Below are 25083 nucleotides of genomic sequence, written 5' to 3' on the forward strand. Positions count from 1 at the left end.
TTTGAATCAATGCATTGAGCATTCTCTTTACAAATCGATCGGCGATCCCGGAGCGGGCGTGACGGAAAACCGACGCGGCTCGTGGGCGGGTTCGCCGGCACTCCTGCCCGGCCGGATCGGCGCCGCCGACCGATGCCGGGCAACCGCTGCATGTGTCCCCGCACGCGCGATGGCGCGATGCCGGCACGCAGCACGCTCCTCGGGTTGCGGCTGTCCGACGACCGTTACGCGAGGCCACAGCGACTCGCGGTGCCGCGTGCGCGCCGATCGCGACGCGATGGCACAAGCCTTGCTCTTCAGTTTCCGCGAACGCTGCCGATAACCCTGGCAGCCCCAACGGAAACCCCCGTCGATGTGCGCCACGAGCCGACATCACGCCGATCCACGCATCGAACGCCGCATCCACGGCGTCGCGGGCGGCCGTGTCGGCAAATTGACGCTCGCCCTCGCACTCGCGACATCGCTGGCCGCGTCCGCGCAGCAGGATCCCGTCGCCGCCGTCATGGCCGCGGCGACCGAGCGCGTACGCGAGCATCACGCCGGCGCGGAAGGCGAGCTCGAGGTGCGCGCGCGTGCGCCCGACGCACGCCTGCGCCTGACGGCCTGCGACGGACCGCTGGCCACCGAGCTCGCGATGCCGCAACGCCAGGCACCGACCGCATCCGTACGCGTGCGCTGCACGGGCAGCGCGGCATGGAACGTCAACATCCTCCTCGACGTGAGCCTGCGTCGCGACGTGCTCGTCGCCGCACGGCCGTTCGCGCGCGGTGAGTCGCTTGTCGCGGCAGACCTGCGCACCGAGACGCGCGACGTCATGCGGCTGCCGTACGGCTACATCGCCGATGCAGCGTCGATCGACGGCGCACGCCTCGCGCGGCCGGTGTCGGCCGGCGCGACCCTGAATCCGGGCATGCTTGCCTCGCGCCTGCTCGTCGAGCGCGGGCGTCCCGTCACGATCGTCGCGGGCGGCGGGGCCATCGCGATCCGCGCGACCGGCGTCGCCCTCGAGGACGGCGTGGTCGGGGCGACCGTTCGCGTACGCAATCCGTCCTCCGGTCGCGTCCTGACCGGTACGGTGGATGCGGACGGTGCCGTGGTGGTGGCACGATGAGCACCTGCGCGCAAAATTTTTTCGTTCGGACCCTAAAGTTTTCCCGGAGACTGCCGATCTGGTCGATGACGGCCCGTTCCGTGTCGTCAGGAGTCACCCATCATGGATACTAAAATCAACAACTTGCCACCGGTAACGGCGACGCAGGAGCTGTCCGCTCCTCCGCGCGTTGCGGTGAACACGCGCAGGGCCGAAACCTCGGTCGCGGCGTCGCTCGACGACCAGGTCAGCCTGACCGGGTCGGCGCAGGCGATGCGCCAGGCCGAAGCCGAGGCGGAGATCGACTCCGCCCCGGTCGATGCCGGTCGTGTCGCCCGCCTGCGCGAAGCCATCGCCGAGGGCAAGTACCGCATCGACGTCCAGCGCATCGCCGCGCGGCTGCTCGAGCTCGAGCTTCCGGCCGGCGTTTGAAGGTGGAAGCCGAACTCGCACAGGCGCTGGCGGCCACCGTCGGCGAGATCGCTGCGACCACGCGAAAGCTCCTCGTCGCCCTCGAAGAGGAGCGCGAGGCGCTGCAGCTCGGCGACGACCAGCGTCTGCTCTACGTCACGGGCGTGAAGACCGGTCTCCTGCAGCGCCTCGAGGCGCTCGAGGCCGAGCGCGCGCACCTCGTCTCCCAGGTGCCGAGCGGCAACCCGCCGGCACCGTTCGCGATGACGCGCGCGCTCGCCGCGCATCCGGCCACACTCGCCGCGTGGGAGGAAACGGTCGAGCTGCTCGGCTATTGCCGCACGCTCAACCAGTCCAACGGCGCGGCCGTCGAACTGCGCCTGCGCCAGGTCCGCCAGGCGCTGCAGATCCTCAGCGGCGCACCGCCGAGTGCCGGCCTGTACGGCCCGCAGGGCGCGCGCGAGAGCCTGCGCCGCTCCAACCCCATCGCCAAGGCCTGAGGCGCGCCTTCGCGTGATCTATTCCGATCCGCCCGTCGTGCAGGCGCTGCTGCAGCGCGTGATCGACGAGCGTGTCCCGTTGTCGATCGCGCTGCCGGGCGTCGATCGCCCCTATGACAGCCTGCTCATCGGCATCGAGCCGACCCTCGGCGCGCTGATCGCCGACGAACTGCACCCGATCAGCGGCCACTCGCGCATCAAGCCCAACATGCTGCTGCGCGTCGGGACGCGTCTGGGCGGCGTCGAGGTGCGCTTCCGCACGCGGGTCGCCGCGATCGACCGCGATGCGGACATCGCCGCCTACCTCCTCGACATGCCCGAGGAGATCGACTATCGCGAGAACCGCAATACCTACCGCGTGCGCATCCCGCTCGCGACGACGCTGCAGTTCGTCGTCAGACCCGAGAAGCCCGACACCCCCGAACTGCGCGCGCGCATCGTCGACCTGTCGCTCGGCGGCATCGGCCTCGCGCTGCCGCACCCGCATCCCGTGCAGGTGCTCGACCAGCACGACGGCGTCATCGAACTGCCCGACGGCGAAGCCGACGTGCGCGTGAAGGTGCGCTACGTGCGCAAGAACGCGTTCGGACCGCGCGAGGATCGTGCCGGCGCGGAGTTCGTGCGCATCAGCGGCAACGACCAGCGCCGCCTCGGCCGCTTCGCCGCCGAGGTCCAGCGTCCCGCGCTGCGCGACCGGCGCATCTGGCTCGGTCGCGATCCCTGACGGGCTGGCGGCACCGGCGGATCGCCGGCGCGCCGTCGCGATACCTCAGGCCGGCAACGGCGTCGCCGGCGGCTGACCTTCACCGGGACCATGCGAACCCGTGCGCTGCACCTCCTCGAGGCGCGGCACGAGGCGCATGAGCGACTCGACCGAGTCGCACATGCTGCGTGCGATCTCGCTCTCGCCCATGATCGTCGCGTCGGCACCGGCCTTCATGAGGTAGGCGACCTCGTCGTCCGAGTGCGCGCGCGCGAGGATCGCGATGCCCGGATTGGCCTCGCGCGCCTGCTTGATGATCGGCCCGGCCTCGAGCGTCTGCGGGATCGCGACGAGCAGCGCGCGTGCGCTGGCGACGTGCGCGTCGGCGAGGACCTGTGGGGCGACCGCGTTGCCGAGGATGCACGGGATACCGAGCTTGCGCGCCTCGACGCAGTCGTCACGGTCCGATTCGATCAGCACGAGCGGCACGTCGCGCTCGTGCAGCGCACGACCGACGCGCGAGCCGACGCGGCCGAAGCCGATCAGGATGATGTGGTCCTTGAGCGGGATCAGCGCGCGATCGGGCAGGAAATCGTCGGCTTCCTCGTCCGGCACGGCACCGGCGTCCTCGCTGGCCGGCTTGGCCGCGTTCTTCTCGGCCTCGCGTTTCGCGTTCCAGCGGTCGAGCACGACGAACAGCATCGGGTTGACGATGATCGACAGCAGCGCGCTCGCGAGGATGAGGTTGCGGCCCTCCTCGCTGAGCAGGCCGAGGCTCACGCCGAGTGCGGCGAGGATGAACGAGAACTCGCCGATCTGCGCGAGCGCGGTCGCGATGGTCAGGCTGGTCTGCCACGGGTGGCCGAACGCACGCACGATCGCGAGCGCGCCGATCGACTTGCCGACCGTGATGATGAGGAACGTCGCGAACACCGCGACCGGCTGCTCGATGAGGATCTTCGGATCGAACAGCATGCCGACCGACACGAAGAACAGCACCGCGAATGCATCGCGCATCGGCAGCGAGTCGTTGGCCGCCTCGTGGCTGAGCTTGGACTCGTTGAGCACGACGCCGGCCAGGAACGCGCCGAGCGCGAACGAGACGTCGAACAGCGCCGCCGACATGTAGGCGACGCCGAGCGCGATCGCGAGCACCGACAGCGTGAACAGCTCGCGCGAACCGACCGCGGCGGTGCGCTCGAGCGCCCACGGGATCACGCGGCGGCCGATCGCGAACATCAGCACGATGAACAGCGTGACCTTGCCGAGCGTCCACGCGAGCGCCTTGAGGATGCCGAGCGTGTCGGTCGGCGCGCCGTCCGGAACATTGCCTCCGAGCAGGCCGGCCACGGCCGGCAGCATGACGAGCACGAGCACCGTGACGAGGTCCTCGACGATGAGCCAGCCGATCGCGATGCGTCCGCGCATCGTCTCGAGCAGACGGCGTTCCTCGAGTGCGCGCAGCAGCACCACGGTGCTCGCGACGGACAGGCAGATGCCGAACACGAGGCCCGCGCCGGGCGTCCAGCCGAGCGACCAAGCGAGCAACATGCCGAGGCCGGTCGCGATCGCGATCTGCACGATCGCACCGGGGATCGCGATCTTGCGTACCGACAGCAGATCGCCGAGCGAGAAATGCAGGCCGACGCCGAACATGAGCAGGATCACGCCGAGTTCGGAGATCTCGTGCGCGAGATGCGCATCGGCGACGAAGCCCGGCGTGAACGGGCCCACCACGACACCCGCGACGAGATAGCCGAACAGCGGCGACAGTTTCAGGCGCTGCGCGATCATGCCGAACACGAACGCGAGGACGATGCCGCCGACGAGCATGGCGATCAGGGGCGTGTGATGGGGCATCGGTTCTCCTTGGGGTGGCGTGGTGCAGGCGTGGATACACCCGACTATACAAGCTCGTGCCGCAACACCCGGCCACGCAAGGGGTAAATGCGTGTAAACCCCGCCCCGTACGCCGCCACGATGACGTGGCGGCGTGTCATGCGTGCGTCAGCCCGCGCGCAGCTGGTCGCGCACCGGCAGCGTGCGGATGCGCTTGCCGGTCGCCGCGAAGATCGCGTTGAGCAGCGCGGGAGGCACGGGCGGCAGGCCCGGCTCGCCGACGCCGCCGAGCGGCAGCGACGCATCGGTCGCATTGACCGCATGCACGTGAATCTCCGCCGGTGCACCGTCGATTCGCGTCAAGGTGTAATCGTGGAAATTGGTCTGCACCGCACGCCCCTTGGCGAAGCGGATCTCGCCGAGCAGGGCCAGGCTGATGCCCTGGATCACCGAGCCTTCCATCTGAGAGCGCACGCGTTCCGGGTTGATCTGCAGGCCGCAGTCGATCGCGATGTCGACGCGCGGAATGCGCAGCGTGCCGTCGGCGGCGACCTCGACCTCGACGACCGCGGCCGTGTAGGTCGCGAAGCTGCGGTGCGCGGCGATGCCGAGACCGCGGCCCTTCGGCAGCGTGCGGCCCCAGCGCGAGGCCTTGGCCACCGCCTCGACGACGCCACGCAAGCGCGCCGTGTCGACCGTGTGCACCTTCGGATCCTCGCCGTAGTTCGAGGCTTCTGCGAGCGTCGACGGATCGACCTGGCGCGGCGACCCGATCAGGTCGAGCAGCATGTCCTTCGGATCACGGCCGGCCGCGTGCGCGAGCTCGGCGACCGCGCACTGCGTCGCGAACGCGTGCGGGATGTTGTAGACCGAGCGGAACCAGCCGATGCGCGTGTGCGCAGCCGCCTCGGGGTTCTCGATGCGCAGGTTCGGCACGCCGAAGAAGCCGAGGTCGGTCAGGCCCTGGCCGAGTTCGCCGGCACGCTGGTGCTTCGTGTCCGGACCGAACAGCGAGCCGATCGACGGCGCGGCCGTACGGTGCAGCCACGCGACCGGCTTGCCCTTCGCGTCGGCACCGGCCTCGATGCGCTCGAGGGCCACGGTGTGGAAGTAGTCGTTGACGATGTCGTCCTCGCGCGTCCACGTGACCTTGACGGGCTTGCCGTCGACGGCCTTCGAGAGCAGCGCGGCCTCGCCGATGAAATCCGGCTTCGACTTGCGGCCGAAGCCGCCGCCGAGCAGGGTCTGGTGGATCGTCACCTTCTCCTTCGGCAGCTTGAGCAGCTCGGCGAGCAGCGTGCGCGCGGCCTCGGGTGCCTGCACGCTGGCCCAGGCCTCGCAGGCGCCGTCGGCGATGCGCACCGTCGCCACGGGCGCCTCCATCGGCGCGTGCGCGATGTGCGGGATGTAGTACTCGGCGGCGATCTTCTTCGGCGCGCGTTCGAGCGCGGCATAGGTGTCGCCGGCGTCGCGCACGAGCTTGCCCGGCGCACGCACGGCCGTCTCGAGCGTGGCGCGGTAGGCTGCCGAGTCGTAGCCCGCGTTCGGGCCGTCGTCCCACTCGATCGCAAGCTTGCGGCGCGCCTCGATCGCGGCCCAGGTGTTCTCGGCGATGATCGCGATGCCGCCGAGCGGCAGGAACGCAGACGGGATCGGCGCGCCGTCAAGCGGCACCACCTTGACCACGCCCGGCACCGCGAGCGCGGCCTTGGCGTCGTGCGTGCGCACACGCCCGCCGTACACGGGTGGTCGCGCGACGACCGCGTACAGCATGCCGTCGAGGCGAACGTCGATGCCGAACGTGGCCTTGCCGGTCACGATGTCGTCGTTGTCGACGAGCGCGCGGCCATCCTTGCCGATGTAGCGGAAGTCCTTCGCGGCCTTGAGGCGCAGCGTCGCGGCCTCGGGCACCGGCAGCTTCGCGGCCGCTTCGGCGAACGCGCCGAAACCCGCGCGCTTGCCGCTCTTCGCATGCACGAGCTCGTGGTTCACCGCGCGCACTTCCGACGCAGGCACGGCCCATGCCGCCGCCGCGGCGGCCTCGAGCATCTGACGCGCGGCCGCACCGGCACGGCGCAGCGGCGCGAACGCGTGGCGGATGCTGCGCGAGCCGTCGGTGTTCTGGTTGCCGTAGGTTTCCTGGTCACCGGGTGCCTGACGTACGCGCACGCGCGCGAAATCGGCCTCGAGCTCGTCGGCGACGATCATCGGCACGCTCGTGCGCACGCCCTGGCCCATCTCGGCGCGGTGGTTGAGGATCGTGACGGTGCCATCGGCGTCGATCGCGATGAACGTGCGCGGATCGTCCTTGAGGCCACCCGGCATGCCGTCGCCGCCGTACTTCCTGGCCTCCTGCGCGAGGGCGCGCGGCGCCGGCAGGCCGACCGCGAGCACGAGCGCACCGGCACCGAGGCCGAACAGGAACGCGCGCCGGCTCTCGTTGGCGATCGGCACGTCGAGCGGCTTCACGGGGATCTGGCCGTCGGCGCTCATGCGGCACCTCCGGTCTTGACCACGGCGAGATGGATCGCCGCGCGGATGCGCGTGTAGGTGCCGCAGCGGCACAGGTTGCCGGCCATCGTCGCGTCGATGTCGGCATCGCTCGGCTTCGGCTTCTGCTTGAGCAGCGACGCGGCCTGCATGATCTGGCCGGCCTGGCAGTAGCCGCACTGGGCGACGTTGAGTTCCTTCCAGGCCTGCTGCACGGGATGGTCGCCGTCGGCAGACAGGCCTTCGATCGTCGTGACCTTGGCGGTCAGCGCGGCCGCGACCGGCGTCACGCAGGCGCGCGTCGCGACGCCGTCGAGATGAATCGTGCACGCGCCGCACAGCGCCATGCCGCAGCCGAACTTGGTGCCGGTCAGGCCCGCGACATCGCGCAGGAACCACAGCAACGGCATCTCGGGATTGCCTTCGAACGCATGGTCGCGTCCGTTGACGTTGATCGTCGGCATCGTCTTCACCTCCGCAGGTCGTGCATTGGCCGGCGACGGGGAGGTCGCCGAGATTCGGAGCGGCTGCCTTGCCGCGGGTCGCTGGCGCGACCGGACCGATGATTCTATCGGCCGCGCATGGCCGGGTTGTTGCGGTGCGGTAAACGCAGTTGTAACCGTCGCTCCACAGTCGTGGCGCCGCGACGGGAATGATTCGCAACGCGCACGCTGGCGGGATCGCATGCCTCGACGGGTTCCGGGACACACCCCTTATCAGCCGAGGAATCCTTCATGGCATGCATGCCTGTCCTGCGACGCGCGCCCGCGTCGCTCCGCTTCACGCTGACCGCGCTGCTCGCCGCGACGAGCGTCACGATGATGCCGTCTGCACGGGCCGCCGACCTCCACGACGACCAGAGCCGTCTCTACAATCTCGGCAGCGCCGCACTGCCGAACAGTGGTGGCGCCGACTACCCGACCTTGCTCGTGGCGGGTGATTTCGACTGCGATGGATCCGCCGACATCGCCGTCGGCAACTGGGCCGCCACCGTGAGTGGACTCGAGTACGCCGGTGCGGTGACGGTGGGTTACGCGGACCGCCTGCTCGGCCTGCGCGCGAACGGGCGCGCGTGGAACCAGAACAGCGCGGGCGTGATCGACCAGGCCGAACGCAACGACCAGTTCGGCACCGCGCTCGCAGCGGCCGACTTCGACGGCGACGGCTGCGACGACCTCGCGATCGGCGTGCCGATGGAAACCCTGGGCTCGCCCCCGCTGACGTACGCCGGTGGCGTGCACGTGCTGTTCGGTCTCGAGGGCGGCCTGCAGGCTTCGGACGACCTGTTCCTGCCGGCATCGAACTCGCCGAACCTGCACGGCCACCAGGCCGGCCATCGCAAGGGCACCGCACTGGCGACGCCGACGCGCTTCACGAACGCGTCGAGCCTGCCGATGCTCGCGGTCGGCGCACCGCGCCATGGCTCGCCGGCGACGCCGCAGTCGGGCGGTGTCGCCGTGTGGCGGTCGGGCAGCAGCGTGCTCGGCAATCCGGTCGCGTTCCTCGAACAGACCACGGGTGGCGCGACGCCTGTCAACGTCGTCGACAACCTGCTCGGCAAGACGATGACCCACGGCGACTTCAACGGCGACGGCTACGACGACATCGTCGCGGCGAGCCTCAACCCCGAGGGCTGTCCCGTCATCGGCATCCCGTTCTGCGACAACCTGCGCGGCCAGGTCGTCACGTGGTACGGCGCTGCGACCATCGGCGGCGTCGTGTCCGACCTCGTCTACATGGGCTTGCCGGGCATCATGCCCGGCGGTGAAACCCGCAGCGGCTTCGGTGACGTCCTCGCGGTCGGCGACTTCGATGCCGACGGCTTCGACGACCTCGTGGTCGCCTCGCCGCGCCGCACGGTCGGAAGCGCCGCGACCGCAGGCATCGTGACGATCCTGTACGGCTCCTCGAGCGGCCTGCGCCTCGCGCTGCGCAGCCACACCTTCAGCCTCGCCGATCTCGGCCGCACGTCCAGCGCGGCGGACTACTTCGGCCACAGCCTGGCGACGGGCGATTTCAACCGCGACGGCTTCGCCGATCTCGCCATCGGCACGCCGTACAGGAACGAGAACGGCCTGCGCGATACCGGTCTCGTCAGCGTGGCCTACGGATCGGCGTCGGGCCTGCGCATGCAGGGCGCGAGGCATTTCAACGCCCAATCGGCCGGCGTGTCCGTGTCGCTGCGTGCCGACGACGCCTTCGGCACGTCGCTGGCCGCCGCGGACTTCAACGACGACGGCGTCGACGACCTCGCGATCGGCCTCGGCCGGATCGAATCGACCGGCACGCCGGGACGCGTCGCGTTCCTCTACGGCTCGAGCGCGACGACCACCGAGATCCGCAGCATCACGCCGAACCCCGTGATCCAGGGCGGCACCGTGACGTTCGAGGTGTCGAGCGTGCGCACGCCGTTCGCAGGCCTGCCGCTCGGTCGCGGCGAGGTGATCGTGAGCGTGGCCGGCATGCAGTCGTGCCGCGCGACGATCGGCTCGAACGGGCGCGGCCAGTGCTCGATGACCGCGTTCGCAACCGGCACGCGCCAGGTCGCAGCCCACCATCCCTCGATCATCGGCTTCCGCACGAGCATCGCCGAGAGCCGCTCGCTGACGATGATCCCGAGCGACGACCGCATCTTCGCCGACGATTTCGAATGACCCACGCCGACGTGGCGGGAACCGGCGCCGTCCCGGGTGTCCTGCCGCAGGCCCGCCTGTCGCGCGCCCTCCGTCCCCGAACCAGGAGTGTTCCATGCCGTCCCTGTCCTTGCTTCGCCCGCGTCTCGCCAGCGTGCTCGTGCTGCTGGCCACCTCGTTCCTCGCACTGTCGGCACATGCCCAGTCGCTCACCGTCTCGATCGTCTCGGGCAATCCGCAGTCCACGACTGTCGGCACGCCGTTCCCGGCGCCGCTGGTCGTGCGCGTCACCGACGGAAAGGGCGGTCCCGTCTCAGGGCAGGAAATCGAGTTCTTCGTCGTCGCATCGGGCAGCGCCGACGGCAGCGTCGTCGCATCGGCCGCCTCGACCGACAGCGACGGCCTTATCTCGGCCGACGCGACCGCCGGCAACGAGCCCGGCACCTACGTGATCCGCGCGGCGGCCGTGTTCGGCGGCAAGTCCGGGCCGCAGCCGCAGGGCGTCATCGCCTCGGTCGACTTCACGATGACCAACCTCGCCGGCACGCCGGTCGAATCGGTCGCGCTGCCGGTCGGTTCCTGGCCGATGCTCGGCCTGCTCGTGGCCCTGCTCGGCGTGGTCGGCCTGCGCGCACGCGCGCAGGCCTCGCGCCGCTGAGTTCCACGGCCGCGCACGGGCGCGTGTGCCCCCCGACACTTGACCGTGCGCGGCCGACTCGCCGATACATCCCCTTTCGATACCGGAAGGGGAACCCCGATGCGCCATCTCCACTGGCTGCTCGCCGCGCTGCTGCCGCTCGGCGCGAACGCCGCCGAAGCGCCCGCGGGCAAGCCCGACGCGAAGTCGGCCGAGTCCGCCGGCGTCGCCGAACGCTCGAGCACGCACAAGGCGTCGGTCACGATCCGCGGCCAGCGCATCGCCTATACGGCGACCGCGGGCACGCTCGTGCTCAAGGACAAGGCCGGCAAGCCGCGCGCCGAGGTGTTCCACGTCGCCTATGTGCGTGACGGCGTGCGCGACGCGGCGACGCGCCCGGTGACCTACGTGTTCAACGGCGGCCCCGGCTCGTCGTCGGTATGGCTGCACCTCGGCGTCATCGGCCCGCGCCGCGTCGCATTCGCCGACGCCGTGCAGCCCACGCCTGCGCCGTACACGCTCACCGACAACGCCTGGAGCCTGCTCGACGCGAGCGACCTCGTGTTCATCGACCCGGTCGGCACCGGCTACAGCCGCGCGCTCGGCGACGCCAAGGCCGAGGAGTTCTACGGGGTCAAGGAGGACGTCGAGTCGGTCGGCGAGTTCATCCGCCTGTGGACCGTGCGCGCCAAGCGCTGGAACAGCCCGAAGTTCCTCGCCGGCGAAAGCTACGGCACCACGCGCGCGGCCGGCCTCGTCGCCCACCTGCAGGAACGCGAGGGCATGTTCTTCGACGGCGTCATGCTGATCTCGTCGATCCTCAACTTCCAGACCGCACGCTTCGACACCGGCAACGACCTGCCGTACATCACGTTCCTGCCGACCTACGCGGCGACCGCGTGGTACCACGACCGCATCCCGTCGAAGCCGCCGCTCGAAACCTTCCTCGCCGACGCGCGCCGTTTCGCCGAAGGCGAGTACGCGGCCGCCCTCATGCTCGGCTCGCGCCTGCCGGCCGAGCGCCGGCGCGAGGTCGCGGCCAGGGTCGCCGCGTTCATCGGCACCAGCGCCGAGTTCGTCGAGCGCACCAACCTGCGCCCGAGCATCCAGCGCTTCACCAAGGAGCTGCTGCGCGACCAGCGCCGCTCGGTCGGCCGCCTCGACAGCCGCTACCGCGGCATCGACGCCGATGCGGCCGGCGAGCGATTCGACACCGACCCGTCGTACACGGCGATCCTCGGGCCCTACACGGCCGTGCTCAACGACTACGTCGGCCGCGAACTCGGCTACGCCGAGGACCGCACCTACGAGATCCTCAGCGGCGAACCGGGCCGCGCGTGGAAGTGGGGCGGCCACGGCTACCTCGACGTCGGCGAGAGCCTGCGCTCGGCGATGAGCCGCAACCCGCACCTGCGCGTGCACGTCGCCAACGGCTACTACGACCTCGCCACGCCGTTCTTCGCGACCGAGTACACGTTCGACCACCTCGGCCTCGAGCCCGAGCTGCGCGCCAACGTCTCGATGAGCTATTACGAGGCCGGCCACATGATGTACAGCCACCCCGCCTCGCTCGAGAAGCTCTCGCGCGAGCTGCACGCGTTCGTCACGAAGGCGCGCTGACGCGGCGCGGGCCCAGACACGCGGCCGGCGCTTCACGCGCGGGCTGCGTCAGGCGCGCAAGGCCTCGCGCTCTCCGCCGACGGTGGCCGCGCGCGCGGGCCCGACGAGATCGAGGAAGCCGTTGAACACGGTATCGGCGCGTGCCTGCATCGCGTCGATGTGCTCGTCGGTGCGCGCGCGGATCGCATCGGCATCGTGGCCGAGGCGCGCCGCGACGAGATCGGCGAGGTAATGCGGCAGGCCGAGCCAGCGCTCGACCAGCGGGCGGTTCATCTCGAGGTGGAACTGGAACCCGTAGGCATTGCCGCCGTAGCGGAACGCCTGGTTCTCGCAGGTCGCCGACCGTGCGAGGTGTTCGGCGCCGTGCGGGATGCCGAACGTGTAGCTGTGCCACTGGAACACCGGCGCGAGCGCGCCGAGTCCGCCGAGCACGCCGTCGCGGCGCCCGTCCTCGGTCGCGGCGACGTCGTACCAGCCGATCTCCGAGGTGTCGTTGCGGCGCACCGGCGCGCCGAGCACGTGGGCGAGCAGCTGCGCGCCGAGGCAGATGCCGAGCACGGGCTTGCCCTGCTTCAACGCCGTCTCGATCACCTGCATCTCGGTGCGCAGGTGCGGACGCGCGTGCTGGTCCTCGACGTTCATCGGGCCGCCGAGCACGACGAGGCCGTCGTAGCGGTCCACGCGCGGCTCGGCGTCGGGCTGGCGCTCGAAGTTGACGAACTTGACGCGATGGCCGCGCCGCCGGATCAGCGGATCGAGCGTGCCGAGCGGTTCGGCGGCGACGTGCTGGAAGACAAGGAGGCGCGACACCGGTGGATGCTGCTCCGCAACATGGGTCGCGCCACTGTAGCGTATCGACGTCTAAATGTCCGAACTCAGTGGCGCACCGCCGGCGGCTCGACGAAACCGGTCGGCGTGCGGTAGGTATGGGTTCGCGTCGTCGAGCCCGGCCACCAGCGCTCCATGACGTCGACGGCCCATTCCGGACCCTCCGGCTTGTGGCAGTCCGTGCACGCGTTCGGCGCCTTCTCGAGACCGAACTTCACGCTGTCCTGCGGGTTCGGGATCGAGCTCATCTCGTGCGTGCGTGCGCGCTCCCAGATGCCGCGGTTGAGCTTGGTGATGTGCCAGGGCATGTGGCAGTCGTAGCAGAAGCTGCCCGGCGTGCCGCCGGCGTGCTTGGTGTGCGCGTCGGGTGCCTTCGCGATGTCGGCGTGGCATTCGGTGCAGTACGCGTTCGAGCCGGCCGATGCGGTCAGGCGGCCCGGCACGGCCTCGCGCTTGTTGTCGTGCGGGTTGTGGCAGTCGTAGCAGCGCACCTCGTCCTTGGCGTAGCACGAGGATTCGACGAACGAGCGGAACATCATGCCGATGCCGCGCGGGCGGCCGTTGTCCCAGACCTCGACCGTGGCGTCCTTGCGGCCCGGCGTGAGCGGGGTCTGGAAGAAGTAGTCCGACAGGTCGTTGATGCGGCCCTCGAGGCTGTAGCCGGGCTGGAACGTGCGGTAGACGTCGTAGTTCGCGGCGAAGATGTCGGCGCCGTGGCAGCGCGCGCACACCGACAGCGACTGGCCCTTGGGCAATTTCGCGGCACTCGCGATGTAGGCCACCGGGCGGCCCTTGAGGTGGTTCTGCACCCACATCGCGAGGCGGTTCGCCGCGCTCGACTTCATGTACTCCGAATGTAGGCTGCCCGGGCCGTGGCAGGCCTCGCAGGTGATGCCGTCCTCGTGCCAGCGCACCTGCGCACGCGTGTGCGAAGGGTTCTTGGCGACGATGTCGAGGTCGGTCACGTGGCAGCGCGCGCAGTACAGGTTCCACGCCGAATGCAGCGTGGTCATCTGCTCCCAGAGGTCGGCGACGCTCTGCGGGCTGCCTTCCTGCACGTTCCAGTAAGGGAAGTACGAGCCCGTCGCGGTCGACCACTGCAGCGGCAGGCGGCGCATGACGCCGCCCGGTTCCGGGGTCAGGTATTCCTGGCGGTACTGGTAGCCGACCACCTTGGTGATCGGGAATTCGACGAAGCGGTCCTCGGTGGGATGCCGGATCGCCATGAAGTACGCGCCGCCGCGCATGTAGGTGCGCGCGACGACCTCGCCGCGCAGCGGATCCGGGCTCTCGGGCGGCAGCCGGAACTCGCCGTCCTTGAAGTTGCCGACCACCGACTGCTGGCTCGGATCACGCAGCATGTTCGCATGCGGCGAGACTTCCCACTGCGCGTGCACGAGCGTGTGGCACTCGCCGCAGGTCTGCGAGCCGACGAACGAAGCGTCGAAGCGCGCGTCGAACTGTTCCGCACTCCACCAGCTCCAGCCGAACACGAGCGCGAGCACCACGACGAAACCGGCCAGCCACGGCCACAGGCGGCGGCGACGCGGTTCGGGTGCGGACGTATCCGGAGCGTGGCTGGCGGGGGGCGTGGCAGCGCCTGAAGGCGCCGCAGCCCCCTGCTTGCGGCGTTTCTTCGACATGCGCCCAGTATAGGCGAGACGCCCTCAGCGGAAGAACGTGCCGAACGCCTCGATCGCACGTTCGATGCCGTCGTCGTCGATGTCGAGATGGGTCACGAGGCGCACGCTCGGCAGGTAGCCGATGCTCGCGACGACGCCGGCGCCGCGCAGGTGCGCGTCGAGCGCACGCAGGCGATCCACCGGCACCGCGACGAACACCATGTTCGTGTGGTGGCCGAGCACGTCGACGCCGCCGACGCGGCGCAGGCCCTCGGCGAGTCGGCCGGCACGCGCATGGTCGTCGGCGAGGCGCGCGACATGATGATCGAGCGCATGCAGTGCCGCCGCGGCCAGCAGGCCCGACTGGCGCAGGCCGCCGCCGAGCATCTTGCGCCAGCGCCGTGCCGAGGCGACGACCTCGGCACGGCCGGCGAGCACCGAGCCGACCGGCGCGCCGAGGCCCTTGGACAAGCACACCGAGACGCTGTCGAACGGCGCTGCGAGTTCGCGCGGCGCGACGCCGCTCGCGACCGCCGCGTTGAACAGGCGCGCGCCGTCGAGGTGGCAGGCCAGCCCCTTGCTGCGCGCCCATGCCGTCGCCGCGGCGACGTAGTCGGCCGGCAGCACGCGACCATGCCAGGTGTTCTCGAGCGCGAGCAGGCGCGTGCGCGCGAAATGCGCGTCATCCGGCTTCACGGAGCGCTCGAGCACGTCGAGCGGCAGGCTGCCGTCGGCCGCGTGCACGATCGGCTGCGGCTGGATCGAGCCGAGCACGGCCGCGCCGCCGCCCTCGAACTTGTAGGTGTGCGCCTCCATGCCGACGAGGTACTCGTCGCCGCGCTGGCAGTGCGCGAGCAGCGCGGCGAGGTTGGCCTGGGTGCCGCTCGGCATGAACACGGCCGCCTCGAAACCGAGCTCGCGCGCGACGCGCGCCTCGAGCGCCGCGACGGTCGGGTCCTCGCCGTAGACGTCGTCGCCGACCTCGGCCGCGACCATCGCCGCGCGCATCGCCGACGTCGGTCGGGTCACGGTATCGCTGCGCAGGTCGATCGGCGTCATCGGGGGCTCCGGGTGGGTGGGACGGAGGCGCGATGCTAGCCGGTCGCACCACGCGCGCCGCATGCCGGAGGTCGCGCCGGCGATGGGATTCCGGACTCGATCGGCGCACGATACGCGGGCCCGGCACCGACGCCGGAGGCGGAGCCTGCCCCCATGGACGAGCAGCAGCACGCGGTGCCGTCGACGCCTTCCGACGCGGTCGAGGGCGGATCCGCGCCAGGCGGATTCGAAGCACGCCTCGTCGACGAGAACGAGGCGATCGCCGCACGCCGTCGCGAGGCGTTTCCCGACGGCCTGCGGCCGGCGACCCGCATCGGCCTCGCCTTGTCGGGCGGCGGCATCCGCAGCGCGACCTTCAGCCTCGGCCTCGTGCGCGGGCTTGCCGCGAACGGCCTGCTGCGCCGCTTCGATTATCTCTCGACCGTATCGGGCGGCGGCTTCACGGGCGGCATGCTCGGCCGCCTGATCGGTTCGGTCGGCATCGACCGTGCGGAGAAGGCGCTCGCGCGCACCGATTCGCTGGTGATGTGGTGGCTGCGCCGCAACGGCCGCTACCTGAGCCCGGGTGGTTCGCGCGACCTCGGCATGGCCGTGGTGACGTTCCTGCGCGCCTGGCTCGCGGTGCACATCGAGTTCGCGTTCGTCGCGCTGCTGATCGGCGTCGCGGTCGTGCTGCCGCACCTCGTGCAGAACGAATGGGGCTGGATTCCCGCGGCGACCTGGCCCGGCATCGCCTCGGCCTGGTGGATCATCGCCGCACTCGTGTGGCTGGGCGGGACTCCCGGCGCGATCCTCTCCTACTGGATCGCACGCGACGGCTCGGATGCGCGTGCCGGGCAACCCGCGACGCGGGCTGGACCGGGTGCTCGCGACGCGTTCGTGCTGGTCGTGCTTGCCGCGCTGACCGCATGGGCGGCCGTGGGCGTCGTCGCACTCGATGCGGGCCTCATGGGCCTCGCCGCGATGCTCGCGGCCGGTGGTGCACTCGTGCGCTACATCGGCACGTTCCTGCGCGTGCGCGGTGCGGCGCGCGATGCCGACGGCGTCGCCCGCGAGCGCAACCGCCTCACGCGTGCATTGCGCCGCTGGAGCGTGGTCGCGGCCGTGCTGTTCGGCATCGGCGTGCTCGATGCGGCGAGCTGGCAGGTCAACCTCATGCTCGCTCGCACGGGCGGTTCGACGTTCTGGACCTCGCTGTCGGGCGGGCTCGGCCTCACCGGCGTCGCGCTGATCGTGCTGCGCGCGCTCGCCGAGCCGCTGCAGAAACTCGAGAGCGCGGCGACCGCGTCACGGCTGGACTGGCGTTCGCGCGCGCTCAACCTGCTCGGCCTCGCACTGGCCGGCGTGCTCGTGCTCGGCTGGGCGTCGCTGGTGCAGTGGTTCGTGTTCGCGGGGCCACCGGTCGCGAACCTGGACGACTGGGGCGAGCCCGCACGCGCGGGCGTGGTCGCCGCCGTCGCGATCCTCTGGCTTGCGCTCACCGCGCGCCACGCACAGACCGCCAACGCCTCGTCGCTGCACAGCTTCTACCGCGCGCGGCTCGTGCGGGCGTGGCTGTCGGTCGGCAATCCCGCGCGCTTCGCGAGCGGACACGCGCGCGAGGCTGCAGCCGGCGGTGCCACCGCGGTACCGCCCGACGAGCGCAACGGCGAGACCGTGCTCGACGCCGTGCACAGCGTCACCGACGTGATCCCGGGTGACGACATCGACCTCGGCGCCTATCGCCCCGAAGCGCGCGGCGGCCCGATCCATCTCGTCAACACCTGCCTCAACCAGACCCGCGACGACACCAGCGACCTCTACAACGCAGACCGCAAGGGCTGCATGCTGACCGTCGGTGCGCGCGGCTTCGAATGGGGGCGCGACGCGGTGCGTCCGCTCGACGGCGACGCCTCGGTCGGCACGCTGGGCCGCTGGGTCGCGATCTCGGGTGCCGCAGCGTCGCCGGGCGCGGGTTCGTACACGTCGAGCGGCTGGGCGATGACGCTGTTCTTCCTCGGCGTGCGGCTCGGCTACTGGCTGCGCCGCCCGTTCACCGACGCGACGACGATGGCCGCGAAGGACACATGGGCGTGGCGCGCGCTGCCGAAGGTTCGCCTGCTGCTCGCCGAGGCACGCGCGCGCTACGGCGGACTGCGCCAGCCGTGGTGGTACCTCTCCGACGGCGGCCATTTCGAGAACACGGGCGTCTACCCGCTGCTGCGCCGGCGCCTCGACCTCATCGTGCTGTCCGACGCGGGCGCCGATCCGGCGTTCGAGTTCGGCGACCTCGACAACCTCGTGCGCAAGGCGCGCATCGATTTCGGTGCCGAGATCGAGTTCCACACGCACGCCGACGCGGTCGAACGTTTCGGCCTCGACGGCGACGACCTCACCGTGCTGTCGCCCGAGGATCTCGCCGCCAACACGTCGGCGCGCGGCGTGCTGCTCGCACGCATCCGCTACCGCGACGACGGGAACGGTCCGCACACCGGCACGCTGGTCGTGGTGAAACCGAACCTGCATGCGGCCCTCGACGCCGACGTGCTCGGCTACGCGCTGCGCCATCCGGGCTTCCCGCAGCAGGGCACGGGCGACCAGTTCTTCGACGAGGCGCAGTGGGAGAGCTACCAGCATCTCGGCTTCGACCTCGGCCAGCAGCTGCGCGAGGACTGGCTCGCGAAACTGCCGGGCTGGAACGCGCCCGCGCCGGCCGATGCGGGCCAGCTCGCGCGGGTGCGCACGCCCGTGGTGCGCGTGGTCGAGCGCGAGGTGCCGTTCTGGCGCCGCGCGGTGCCGGCCGCAGCGCTCGGCACGACGCTCGGCATCGGCGCCTCGGGCACGCTGCTGTTCGCGGCGTGGCAGGCGGTGGACCAGGTCCGCAAGGAGCAGGCCGAACGCCGCGACGCGCTCGTCGCGAGCGTCGCCGATGCGGAACGCTACCTCGATGGCCTGCCACCGACGGCCACCGGCATCGCGCTCGCCGCGCGCGCACACGCCGCGACCCTCGTCGCGCTCGACCGCGCGACGCTGCCGGCTTCGCTGCAGGCGCGCTACGACACCGTGATCGAGGCCTTCGCGCGCCACTGCAGTGCGCTCGATGCCGCACCCGCGTCGCAGGGCACCACGCTGTGCGGTGCCACGCGGCGCGTGGTCTCCGATGTCGCACCGTCGTACTGGCATCCGAGCTGCCGCAGCACATGGGCGCGGCCGCTCGACCTGCGCGGCTGCGAAGGCCAGCTGCCGACCCAGGTCGCGGTCGCGCCCGTGGTGTCGCCGACGCCGGAACCGCTCGCGCTGCCGACACCCGAGTCCCCACCCGTTCCGGTTGCCGCACCGTCGCCGATCGCCGCGACGACGACGGCTTCGCGACTGCCCGCCTGCCTCGACGAACGCGGCATCACCGTCTACACACAGGTCTACGACGAGGCCACGCGCGAGGCCGTCGTTGCGCGCGTGGCAGCGCTGCTGCCCGAGGCGCAGGCGCGCAAGCGCATGCCCGGTGTCGAGAACGTCGTGCGCAGCGCCGAACGCCGTGGCGCGAACCCGCCGACGCGCTGGCGCAAGCCGACCCTGCTCGTGCACGACCCGGCCGACCGCGCCTGTGCCGAAGCGCTCGTGCGCGCGGCGGGGCCGGCGTTCCTCGCGCCGGGCAGCGAGGTCGCCGTACGTGCGCTGCCGCCGACGCTGCGCGCGACGCCGCGCGTGCTCGAACTGTGGCTGCCGCCCGGATCGGTCGCGACGACACCGTGAACGCGCCGCGCCGAGCCGTGCGCCGGCGCGAGTCCGCTACACTGGCGCCATGAAGATCGCGTCATGGAACGTCAATTCGCTCAACGTGCGGCTGCCGCACCTCGAGCAGTGGTGCGGCGAGGCGGGTCCCGACATCGTCGCGGTGCAGGAAACCAAGCTCGAGGACGCGAAGTTCCCGCGCGCGGCGATCGAGAACCTCGGCTACGAGGTGCGCTTCTCGGGCCAGAAGACCTACAACGGCGTCGCGCTGCTCGCACGCGCGCCGATCTCGGACGTCGTCACCGACATCCCGGGCCTCGAGGATCCGCAGCGCCGCATCCTCGTCGCCACGGTCGGCGACCTGCGCATCGCCAACCTCTACGTCGTCAACGGCCAGGCTGTCGGCAGCGACAAGTACCACTACAAGCTCGACTGGCTCGACAAGGTCACGCGCTTCCTCGAGGGCGAGCTGCGCAACGACCCGCGCCTGCTCGTGCTCGGCGATTTCAACATCGCGCCCGACGACCGCGACGTGCACGACCCCGTCGCCTGGCACGAGCAGATCCTGTGTTCCACGCCCGAACGCGAGGCGCTGCGCCGCCTGCTCGACCTCGGCCTGCACGACACGTTCAGGTTGTTCGACACCGACGGCGGCCACTTCAGCTGGTGGGACTACCGCCAGGCCGGCTATCGCCGCAACCTGGGCCTGCGCATCGACCTCGTACTCGCCTCGGAAGCCTTGAAGCCTCGCGCACGCGCCGCCACCATCGACCGCTCGCCGCGCGGATGGGAGCGTCCTTCGGACCACGCGCCGGTGCTGCTGGAGCTCGACGATGCCTGAAGCCGACTGGCCCGCCTCGCTGGCGGATTCCGAACTCGAGGAACTCGACCAGTTCCTGCGTGCGCTTCCCGGCGACCAGCATCTGCTGCTCGACGGCGTGCACGGCCTGCTGACGTCGCTCGCGATCGGCCCGGCGCCGCCAAAGCCCGACGAATGGCTGGCCGAGGTGCTGAACGAACCTTTCGACAGTGCCGAGCAGGGCGAACGCGTGCTGACCCTGCTCGCGCGCCTCAACGATTCGGTCGTCCTCGAGATCGAGGGCGGTGTCTACGAGCCGATCCTCGGCGAACTCGATACCGAGGACGGCAGCCTCGCGTTCACCGCGCGCGGCTGGTGCGAGGGCTTCAGCCGCGGCATCGACCTGCGTGCGCAGGCATGGGAAGCCCGCCTCGGCCAGGACTCCGACCTCATGCAGCATCTCGGCCCGATCATCGCGTTGTCGATCGAGGACGAGGTGTTCGACAGCGACGCCGAGTTCGCACCGCTCAGCGACGAGGAGTACGACGAATGCCTCGCGCGCATCCCCGAGGCGGTCGATGCGGTCGCCGATTACTGGCGCGAGAACCCGGCCACCGACGAGGAAGCCGCCGCACACCACGCGTCCGGCGACACGCCGCCGCGCCGCCGCGCCGGGCAGTGGGTGCATTGAGGAACAGGCGGCGCGCCATGCGCCGCCGTCGCGCCGACTAGACCGCCGGGCCGCGCATGCCGTCGCCGCCCTGGCCTTTCACTTCGTAGAGCAGGCAGTCGGCGTCGCTGTACCAGATCGCCCAGTCGGTGTCCTCGGCGCACAGGTGTGCACCGATGCTCACGCTCACGGTGAGGCCTTCGCAGGTCGGGAAGCGCAGGCCGCGTACCGCACTGACGACCTGCGACGCGCGCGCGGCGAGTTCCTCGGCACCGGTCACCTGCGCGAGCAGCGCGAACTCGTCGCCGCCGAGGCGGCTCGGCAAGTCGCAGGCCGAGGCCGCGCCCTGCACTTCCTCGGCGATCGCACGCAGTACCTGGTCGCCGACGAGATGGCCGCAGCGGTCGTTGATCTGCTTGAAACGGTCGATGTCGATGAGCATGAGGCCAAGCTGCGTGCCCGGCAGGCGCGTCTCGACGAGGCGCTCGAGGAACATGTATAGGCCGCGCCGGTTGCACAGGCCGGTCAACTCGTCGGTCTGCACGAGGCGCTGCGCGGTGTTGAGCTGGGTCTGCGTCTGGCGCAGCGAATCCAGCGTCACCATGAGGTCCTCGTTGCGCCGCTTCAGGCTCGAGATGAGCTGCTGCTCGCTCGCGACGAGGTAGGAGAACGAGCGGCGCATGAACTGTGCGAGCAGGCGCGGCTCGGCGTCGAGCAGCTGCTCGAAGGCCTGCTGCTCGATGATGTGCATCGTCGTCGCCGACGTGGCGACCGCGTTGGCGACGCGCGTGTGGTTGCCGATGAACAGCGTCAGCTCGCCGAAGAACTCGCGCGCACCGATGAGCTTGTCGGGCATGCCGTCGCCGAACTCGAGGCGGATCTGGCCCGACTCGATCACGAACATGCTGCGGCCGAGTTCGCCGCGACGGAAGATGACCTCGCCCGCCCGCAGGTCGCGGCGGTCGCCCACGCTCGTGAACAGGCCGAGCTCGCGGTCCGACAGCTCGCGCGGCAGCAACGGCGGACGCGCACGCGCACCGGCCTGTCCGATCGACACGACACTGCCCGTGGACTGGTTCGACGACACGGCATCCCCCATCAAGAGACGTCTCTTGCTGCGTGCATGGTACCCGATCGCCGCAGGACGACGACGGGCCGACCATGGTCGCAAATGTGACTTCCGTCATGTGCGCAGGCGATCACGGCCGCGTCAAGCTGGCCTGTCGTCCCGCACCCTTGCGGGCCCGCAAGCGTCGCACTCCGGTGCGGCGTCCGGCGCAGCGCCGGCATCGGAACGCAGGCTCCGGCCTTCCCCGGCCGGGGCTCTCCCTCCGCCCCCGGCGTTCCGATGCCGGCGTGTCGCGCCGCAGGCACTTGCCCGCGGCGTGACGTGTTCTCCAGCGCCGCTATCAGGCCGCGTTCTTGCCGCCGTGGAACTGCTCCTCCTCGGTCGAGCCCTTGAGTGCGGTCGTCGAGGACTGGCCCTGCTGGATCGCCTGGGTGACCTGGTCGAAGTAGCCCGTGCCGACCTCGCGCTGGTGCTTGACCGCCGTGAAGCCACGCTCGGCGGCCGCGAACTCGGCCTCCTGCAGCTCGACGAACGCACTCATCTGGTTGCGCGCGTAGCCGTAGGCGAGGTTGAACATCGAGTAGTTGAGCGCGTGGAAGCCGGCCAGCGTGATGAACTGGAACTTGTAGCCGTAGCCCGCGATTTCCTTCTGGAACTTGGCGATCGTGGCGTCGTCGAGGTTCTTCTTCCAGTTGAACGACGGCGAGCAGTTGTAGGCCAGCAGCTTGCCCGGGAACTTCGCGTGGATCGCCTCGGCGAACTTGCGCGCGAACTCGAGATCGGGCTTGCCGGTCTCGCACCAGACGAGGTCGGCGTAGGGCGCGTAGGCGAGGCCGCGGCTGATCGCCTGGTCGAGGCCGTTGCGCGTCTTGTAGAAGCCTTCGACGGTGCGCTCGCCGGTCGTGAACGGCTTGTCGTTGGCGTCGACGTCGCTGGTCAGCAGGTCGGCCGCCTCGGCGTCGGTGCGCGCGACGATCAGCGTCGGCACGCCCATGACGTCGGCGGCGAGGCGCGCCGCGTTGAGCTTCTCGACCGCCTCGCGCGTCGGCACGAGCACCTTGCCGCCCATGTGGCCGCACTTCTTGACCGAGGCGAGCTGGTCCTCGAAGTGCACGCCGGCGGCGCCGGCCTCGATCATCGCCTTCATGAGCTCGAACGCGTTGAGCACGCCGCCGAAACCGGCCTCGGCGTCGGCGACGATCGGCTGCAGGAAGTCGATCGAATCGTTGCCTTCGGCGTGGTGCAGCTGGTCGGCGCGCAGCAGCGCGTTGTTGATGCGCTTGACCACGGCCGGCACCGAATCGGCCGGGTACAGCGACTGGTCCGGATACATCTGGCCGGCGAGGTTGGCGTCGGCGGCGACCTGCCAGCCCGACAGGTAGATCGCCTTGAGGCCGGCCTTGACCTGCTGCATGGCCTGGTTGCCGGTCAGCGCGCCGAGCGCGTTGACGAACGGCTCGCGATGCAGCGAGCTCCACAGCTTCTCGGCGCCGAGGCGCGCGATCGAGTGCTCGACGTGCACGGTCCCGCGCAGGCGCACGACGTCCTCGGCCGAGTAGTTGCGCGTGATGCCGGCCCAGCGCGCGTTGTTGGTCCAGTCGAGCTTGAGTTGTTCGGCGCTCGGCAGCGGGTTCTTGCTCATCGGGGTGCTCCTGGGGTCGAGGTGGCGCGGTGGACGTGCGGAAATGACGTGGACGGAATCAGGCGAGGCGCTCGTAGGCGGCCAGCGTGAGGAAGTCGGCGAGCTCGTCGGCGCGCGTGAACGCGTCGAGCATCGCGGTCGCCTCGACGAGGCGCGCCTGGCCAGGCAGGCCCGCGGCCGGCAGGCGCGTCGAAGCGCCGGCGAGCACGGCCTCGAACAGCACGAGATCGATCGGCGTGCCGTCGTCGAGGCGCAGGCCTTCGTGATGCAGCCACTGCCACAGCTGGGCGCGCGAGATCTCGGCGGTCGCGGCGTCTTCCATGAGGTGGTGGATCGGCACGCAGCCGAGGCCGTCGAGCCATGCCGCGAGATAGCGCAGGCAGACGTCGACGTTGGCCTCGAAGCCCGCGCGCGTGATCGTGCCGGGCGGCGCGAGCAGCAGGTCGTCACGCGCGACGACGACGTCCTCGCGCAGGCGCTCGAGCTGGTTGGGTCCCGGCATCGCCGCGTCGAAGGCCTCGAGCGCGATCGGCAGCAGGCCCGGATGGGCGATCCATGTGCCGTCGTGGCCGGCACCGGCCTCGCGCTGCTTGTCGGCACGCACGCGCGCCATCGCGGCCTCGTTCGCCGCGGCGTCGCCGCTGATCGGGATCTGTGCGGCCATGCCTCCCATCGCGAACGCGCCGCGGCGGTGACAGGTGCGGATCAGCAGCTCCGAATACGCCTTGAGGAAGGCCGCGCCCATGCCGACCTGGCCGCGCTCGGGCAGCACGTGGGTGCGCTGCGCGCGGAACGTCTTGATGTAGGAAAAGATGTAGTCCCACCGCCCGCAGTTGAGGCCGACCACGCGCGTGCGCAGCGCGTGCAGGATCTCGTCCATCTCGAACACGGCGGGCAGCGTCTCGATGAGCACGGTGACCTTGATCGTGCCGACGGGCAGGTCGAGCGCGTGTTCGGCGTCGGCGAGCACCTCGTCCCACAGCGCCGCCTCGCGGTGGCTCTCGAGCTTGGGCAGGTAGAGGTAGGGACCGCGATCGCGCGCATGCAGCGCGGCCGCGTTGTGGAAGAGGTACAGGCCCGCGTCGAACAGCGCGCCGGACGTCGGCGCCCCGTCGATACGCACGTGCTTCTCGGGCAGGTGCCAGCCACGCGGACGCACGACGAGCACGGCCGGATCGGGGCGCAGGCGGTAGTCGCGGCCGTCGGGCGAACGGAACGTGATCGTGCCGGCGACCGCATCGGCGAGGTTGGCCTGGCCGTCGAGCAGGTTGCGCCAGGTCGGCGAGGTCGAATCCTCGAAGTCGGCCATGAACACGCGCGCGCCCGAGTTGAGCGCGTTGATGATCATCTTGCGGTCGACCGGTCCGGTGATCTCGACGCGGCGATCCCACAACGCGCCCGGGATCTGCGCGACGCGCCAGTCGGCGGCGCGCAGCGCGGCGGTCTCGGCGAGGAAGTCGGGTGCGTCACCGGCGTCGAAGCGCGCCTGGCGCGTGCGGCGCGCGGCGAGCAGGTCGAGGCGGCGCGCATCGAAGCGGCGGTGCAGGTCGGCCACGAACGCGAGGGCGTCCTGCGTGAGGACGCGCGCGTCACCCGGCGCGTCGAGGTCGACGCCTTCGGGAAGGTCGTGCGGCAAGGCCAGGGCGTCGATTGCAGCGGACATCGGCAGGCTCCTCGAACGGAGGCGCAGGCTACGCCCGCGACTTTTCATTTGACAAAGCAAATGTTTCAATGCGGATCATTGAATTTGTCAATTCATT

General features: G+C 70.6%; 19 protein-coding genes. 10 read left to right on the top strand and 9 right to left on the bottom strand.

The genetic code is table 11. The features are described 5' to 3' along the window. The first annotated feature begins 352 nt into the window (after positions 1-352). The 4 genes from flgA to ACQQ2N_RS05610 all read left to right on the top strand — a co-directional run bounded on the left by flgA (position 353) and on the right by ACQQ2N_RS05610 (position 2725). Positions 353-1111, top strand: a complete 759-nt coding sequence (gene flgA, locus ACQQ2N_RS05595; protein ID WP_440224699.1) for a flagellar basal body P-ring formation chaperone FlgA — start codon at positions 353-355, stop codon at positions 1109-1111. Positions 1112-1213: 102 nt separating this feature from the next. Beyond that, complete coding sequence (gene flgM / locus ACQQ2N_RS05600) at positions 1214-1522, top strand: flagellar biosynthesis anti-sigma factor FlgM (protein ID WP_440224700.1); 309 nt, start codon at positions 1214-1216, stop codon at positions 1520-1522. A 2-nt stretch (positions 1523-1524) separates the two neighbouring features. Further along, positions 1525-2001: a flagella synthesis protein FlgN gene (locus tag ACQQ2N_RS05605; protein WP_440224701.1), complete on the top strand. Its 477-nt coding sequence runs from the start codon at positions 1525-1527 to the stop codon at positions 1999-2001. Positions 2002-2014: 13 nt separating this feature from the next. Next, positions 2015-2725, top strand: a complete 711-nt coding sequence (locus ACQQ2N_RS05610; RefSeq protein ID WP_440224702.1) for a flagellar brake protein — start codon at positions 2015-2017, stop codon at positions 2723-2725. A gap of 45 nt (positions 2726-2770) precedes the next feature. On the opposite strand, the gene ybaL is transcribed toward ACQQ2N_RS05610, so the two are convergent. The 3 genes from ybaL to ACQQ2N_RS05625 all read right to left on the bottom strand — a co-directional run bounded on the left by ybaL (position 2771) and on the right by ACQQ2N_RS05625 (position 7497). Further along, complete coding sequence (ybaL, locus tag ACQQ2N_RS05615) at positions 2771-4564, bottom strand: YbaL family putative K(+) efflux transporter (RefSeq protein WP_440224703.1); 1794 nt, start codon at positions 4562-4564, stop codon at positions 2771-2773. Positions 4565-4711: 147 nt separating this feature from the next. Further along, positions 4712-7036 carry a molybdopterin cofactor-binding domain-containing protein gene (locus ACQQ2N_RS05620; RefSeq protein WP_440224704.1) on the bottom strand — a complete coding sequence of 775 codons (2325 nt, stop codon included), beginning with the start codon at positions 7034-7036 and terminating at the stop codon, positions 4712-4714. Then, complete coding sequence (locus tag ACQQ2N_RS05625) at positions 7033-7497, bottom strand: (2Fe-2S)-binding protein (RefSeq protein ID WP_440224705.1); 465 nt, start codon at positions 7495-7497, stop codon at positions 7033-7035. The genes ACQQ2N_RS05620 and ACQQ2N_RS05625 overlap by 4 nt, the downstream gene beginning before the upstream one ends. 270 nt (positions 7498-7767) lie before the next feature. Between ACQQ2N_RS05625 and ACQQ2N_RS05630 the strand changes: the two genes are divergently transcribed. From ACQQ2N_RS05630 to ACQQ2N_RS05640, 3 genes are all read left to right on the top strand, one after another. Beyond that, a complete protein-coding gene (locus ACQQ2N_RS05630) occupies positions 7768-9687 on the top strand; it encodes a hypothetical protein (protein ID WP_440224706.1) in 1920 nt (639 codons plus the stop codon). A gap of 94 nt (positions 9688-9781) precedes the next feature. After that, complete coding sequence (locus ACQQ2N_RS05635; protein ID WP_440224707.1) at positions 9782-10324, top strand: hypothetical protein; 543 nt, start codon at positions 9782-9784, stop codon at positions 10322-10324. A gap of 99 nt (positions 10325-10423) precedes the next feature. Beyond that, positions 10424-11923, top strand: a complete 1500-nt coding sequence (locus ACQQ2N_RS05640) for a S10 family peptidase (protein WP_440224708.1) — start codon at positions 10424-10426, stop codon at positions 11921-11923. Between the two features lie 48 nt (positions 11924-11971). Here ACQQ2N_RS05640 and ACQQ2N_RS05645 read toward each other — a convergent pair whose 3' ends face one another. The 3 genes from ACQQ2N_RS05645 to ltaE form a co-directional block, all read right to left on the bottom strand. Continuing rightward, positions 11972-12733, bottom strand: coding sequence for a type 1 glutamine amidotransferase (locus tag ACQQ2N_RS05645; protein ID WP_440224710.1), 762 nt, complete (start codon positions 12731-12733; stop codon positions 11972-11974). A 65-nt stretch (positions 12734-12798) separates the two neighbouring features. After that, a complete protein-coding gene (locus ACQQ2N_RS05650; protein WP_440224711.1) occupies positions 12799-14394 on the bottom strand; it encodes a cytochrome c3 family protein in 1596 nt (531 codons plus the stop codon). Between the two features lie 24 nt (positions 14395-14418). Next, entirely contained in the window at positions 14419-15432 is a 1014-nt protein-coding gene (gene ltaE, locus ACQQ2N_RS05655) for a low-specificity L-threonine aldolase (protein WP_440224712.1), read from the bottom strand. A gap of 153 nt (positions 15433-15585) precedes the next feature. On the opposite strand from ltaE, the gene ACQQ2N_RS05660 reads away from it, so the two are divergent. Genes ACQQ2N_RS05660 through ACQQ2N_RS05670 form a run of 3 tightly spaced genes read left to right on the top strand, consistent with a single transcriptional unit; the run spans position 15586 to position 20633 of the window. Continuing rightward, positions 15586-19164, top strand: coding sequence for a patatin-like phospholipase family protein (locus tag ACQQ2N_RS05660; RefSeq protein ID WP_440224713.1), 3579 nt, complete (start codon positions 15586-15588; stop codon positions 19162-19164). 49 nt (positions 19165-19213) lie between these two features. Further along, positions 19214-19984 (top strand): exodeoxyribonuclease III, encoded by a 771-nt coding sequence (gene xth, locus ACQQ2N_RS05665; RefSeq protein ID WP_440224714.1) that lies wholly within the window; start codon positions 19214-19216, stop codon positions 19982-19984. Next, on the top strand, positions 19977-20633 hold the full coding sequence (locus ACQQ2N_RS05670) for a YecA/YgfB family protein (protein ID WP_440224715.1): 657 nt from the start codon (positions 19977-19979) through the stop codon (positions 20631-20633). Before xth ends, ACQQ2N_RS05670 begins: the two co-directional genes overlap by 8 nt. 37 nt (positions 20634-20670) lie before the next feature. Here ACQQ2N_RS05670 and ACQQ2N_RS05675 read toward each other — a convergent pair whose 3' ends face one another. The 3 genes from ACQQ2N_RS05675 to aceB form a co-directional block, all read right to left on the bottom strand. Further along, on the bottom strand, positions 20671-21699 hold the full coding sequence (locus tag ACQQ2N_RS05675) for a diguanylate cyclase domain-containing protein (protein WP_440224716.1): 1029 nt from the start codon (positions 21697-21699) through the stop codon (positions 20671-20673). Between the two features lie 322 nt (positions 21700-22021). After that, on the bottom strand, positions 22022-23323 hold the full coding sequence (gene aceA / locus ACQQ2N_RS05680; protein WP_440224717.1) for an isocitrate lyase: 1302 nt from the start codon (positions 23321-23323) through the stop codon (positions 22022-22024). 58 nt (positions 23324-23381) lie between these two features. After that, entirely contained in the window at positions 23382-24986 is a 1605-nt protein-coding gene (gene aceB, locus ACQQ2N_RS05685) for a malate synthase A (protein WP_440224718.1), read from the bottom strand. Positions 24987-25083 lie beyond the last annotated feature (97 nt).

Source organism: Dokdonella aquatica (assembly GCF_051987395.1).
Classification (GTDB): Bacteria; Pseudomonadota; Gammaproteobacteria; order Xanthomonadales; family Rhodanobacteraceae; genus Dokdonella.

Bases quoted from the DNA above. Each gene is read 5' to 3' on its own strand.
- ACQQ2N_RS05660 (WP_440224713.1), top strand. From the start codon at position 15,586: ATGGACGAGCAGCAGCACGCGGTGCCGTCGACGCCTTCCGACGCGGTC.
- ACQQ2N_RS05635 (WP_440224707.1), top strand. From the start codon at position 9,782: ATGCCGTCCCTGTCCTTGCTTCGCCCGCGTCTCGCCAGCGTGCTCGTG.
- ACQQ2N_RS05625 (WP_440224705.1), bottom strand. From the start codon at position 7,497: ATGCCGACGATCAACGTCAACGGACGCGACCATGCGTTCGAAGGCAAT.
- aceB (WP_440224718.1), bottom strand. From the start codon at position 24,986: ATGTCCGCTGCAATCGACGCCCTGGCCTTGCCGCACGACCTTCCCGAA.
- ACQQ2N_RS05630 (WP_440224706.1), top strand. From the start codon at position 7,768: ATGGCATGCATGCCTGTCCTGCGACGCGCGCCCGCGTCGCTCCGCTTC.
- ACQQ2N_RS05650 (WP_440224711.1), bottom strand. From the start codon at position 14,394: ATGTCGAAGAAACGCCGCAAGCAGGGGGCTGCGGCGCCTTCAGGCGCT.
- ltaE (WP_440224712.1), bottom strand. From the start codon at position 15,432: ATGACGCCGATCGACCTGCGCAGCGATACCGTGACCCGACCGACGTCG.
- xth (WP_440224714.1), top strand. From the start codon at position 19,214: ATGAAGATCGCGTCATGGAACGTCAATTCGCTCAACGTGCGGCTGCCG.
- aceA (WP_440224717.1), bottom strand. From the start codon at position 23,323: ATGAGCAAGAACCCGCTGCCGAGCGCCGAACAACTCAAGCTCGACTGG.
- ybaL (WP_440224703.1), bottom strand. From the start codon at position 4,564: ATGCCCCATCACACGCCCCTGATCGCCATGCTCGTCGGCGGCATCGTC.
- ACQQ2N_RS05670 (WP_440224715.1), top strand. From the start codon at position 19,977: ATGCCTGAAGCCGACTGGCCCGCCTCGCTGGCGGATTCCGAACTCGAG.
- flgM (WP_440224700.1), top strand. From the start codon at position 1,214: ATGGATACTAAAATCAACAACTTGCCACCGGTAACGGCGACGCAGGAG.
- ACQQ2N_RS05620 (WP_440224704.1), bottom strand. From the start codon at position 7,036: ATGAGCGCCGACGGCCAGATCCCCGTGAAGCCGCTCGACGTGCCGATC.
- ACQQ2N_RS05640 (WP_440224708.1), top strand. From the start codon at position 10,424: ATGCGCCATCTCCACTGGCTGCTCGCCGCGCTGCTGCCGCTCGGCGCG.
- flgA (WP_440224699.1), top strand. From the start codon at position 353: ATGTGCGCCACGAGCCGACATCACGCCGATCCACGCATCGAACGCCGC.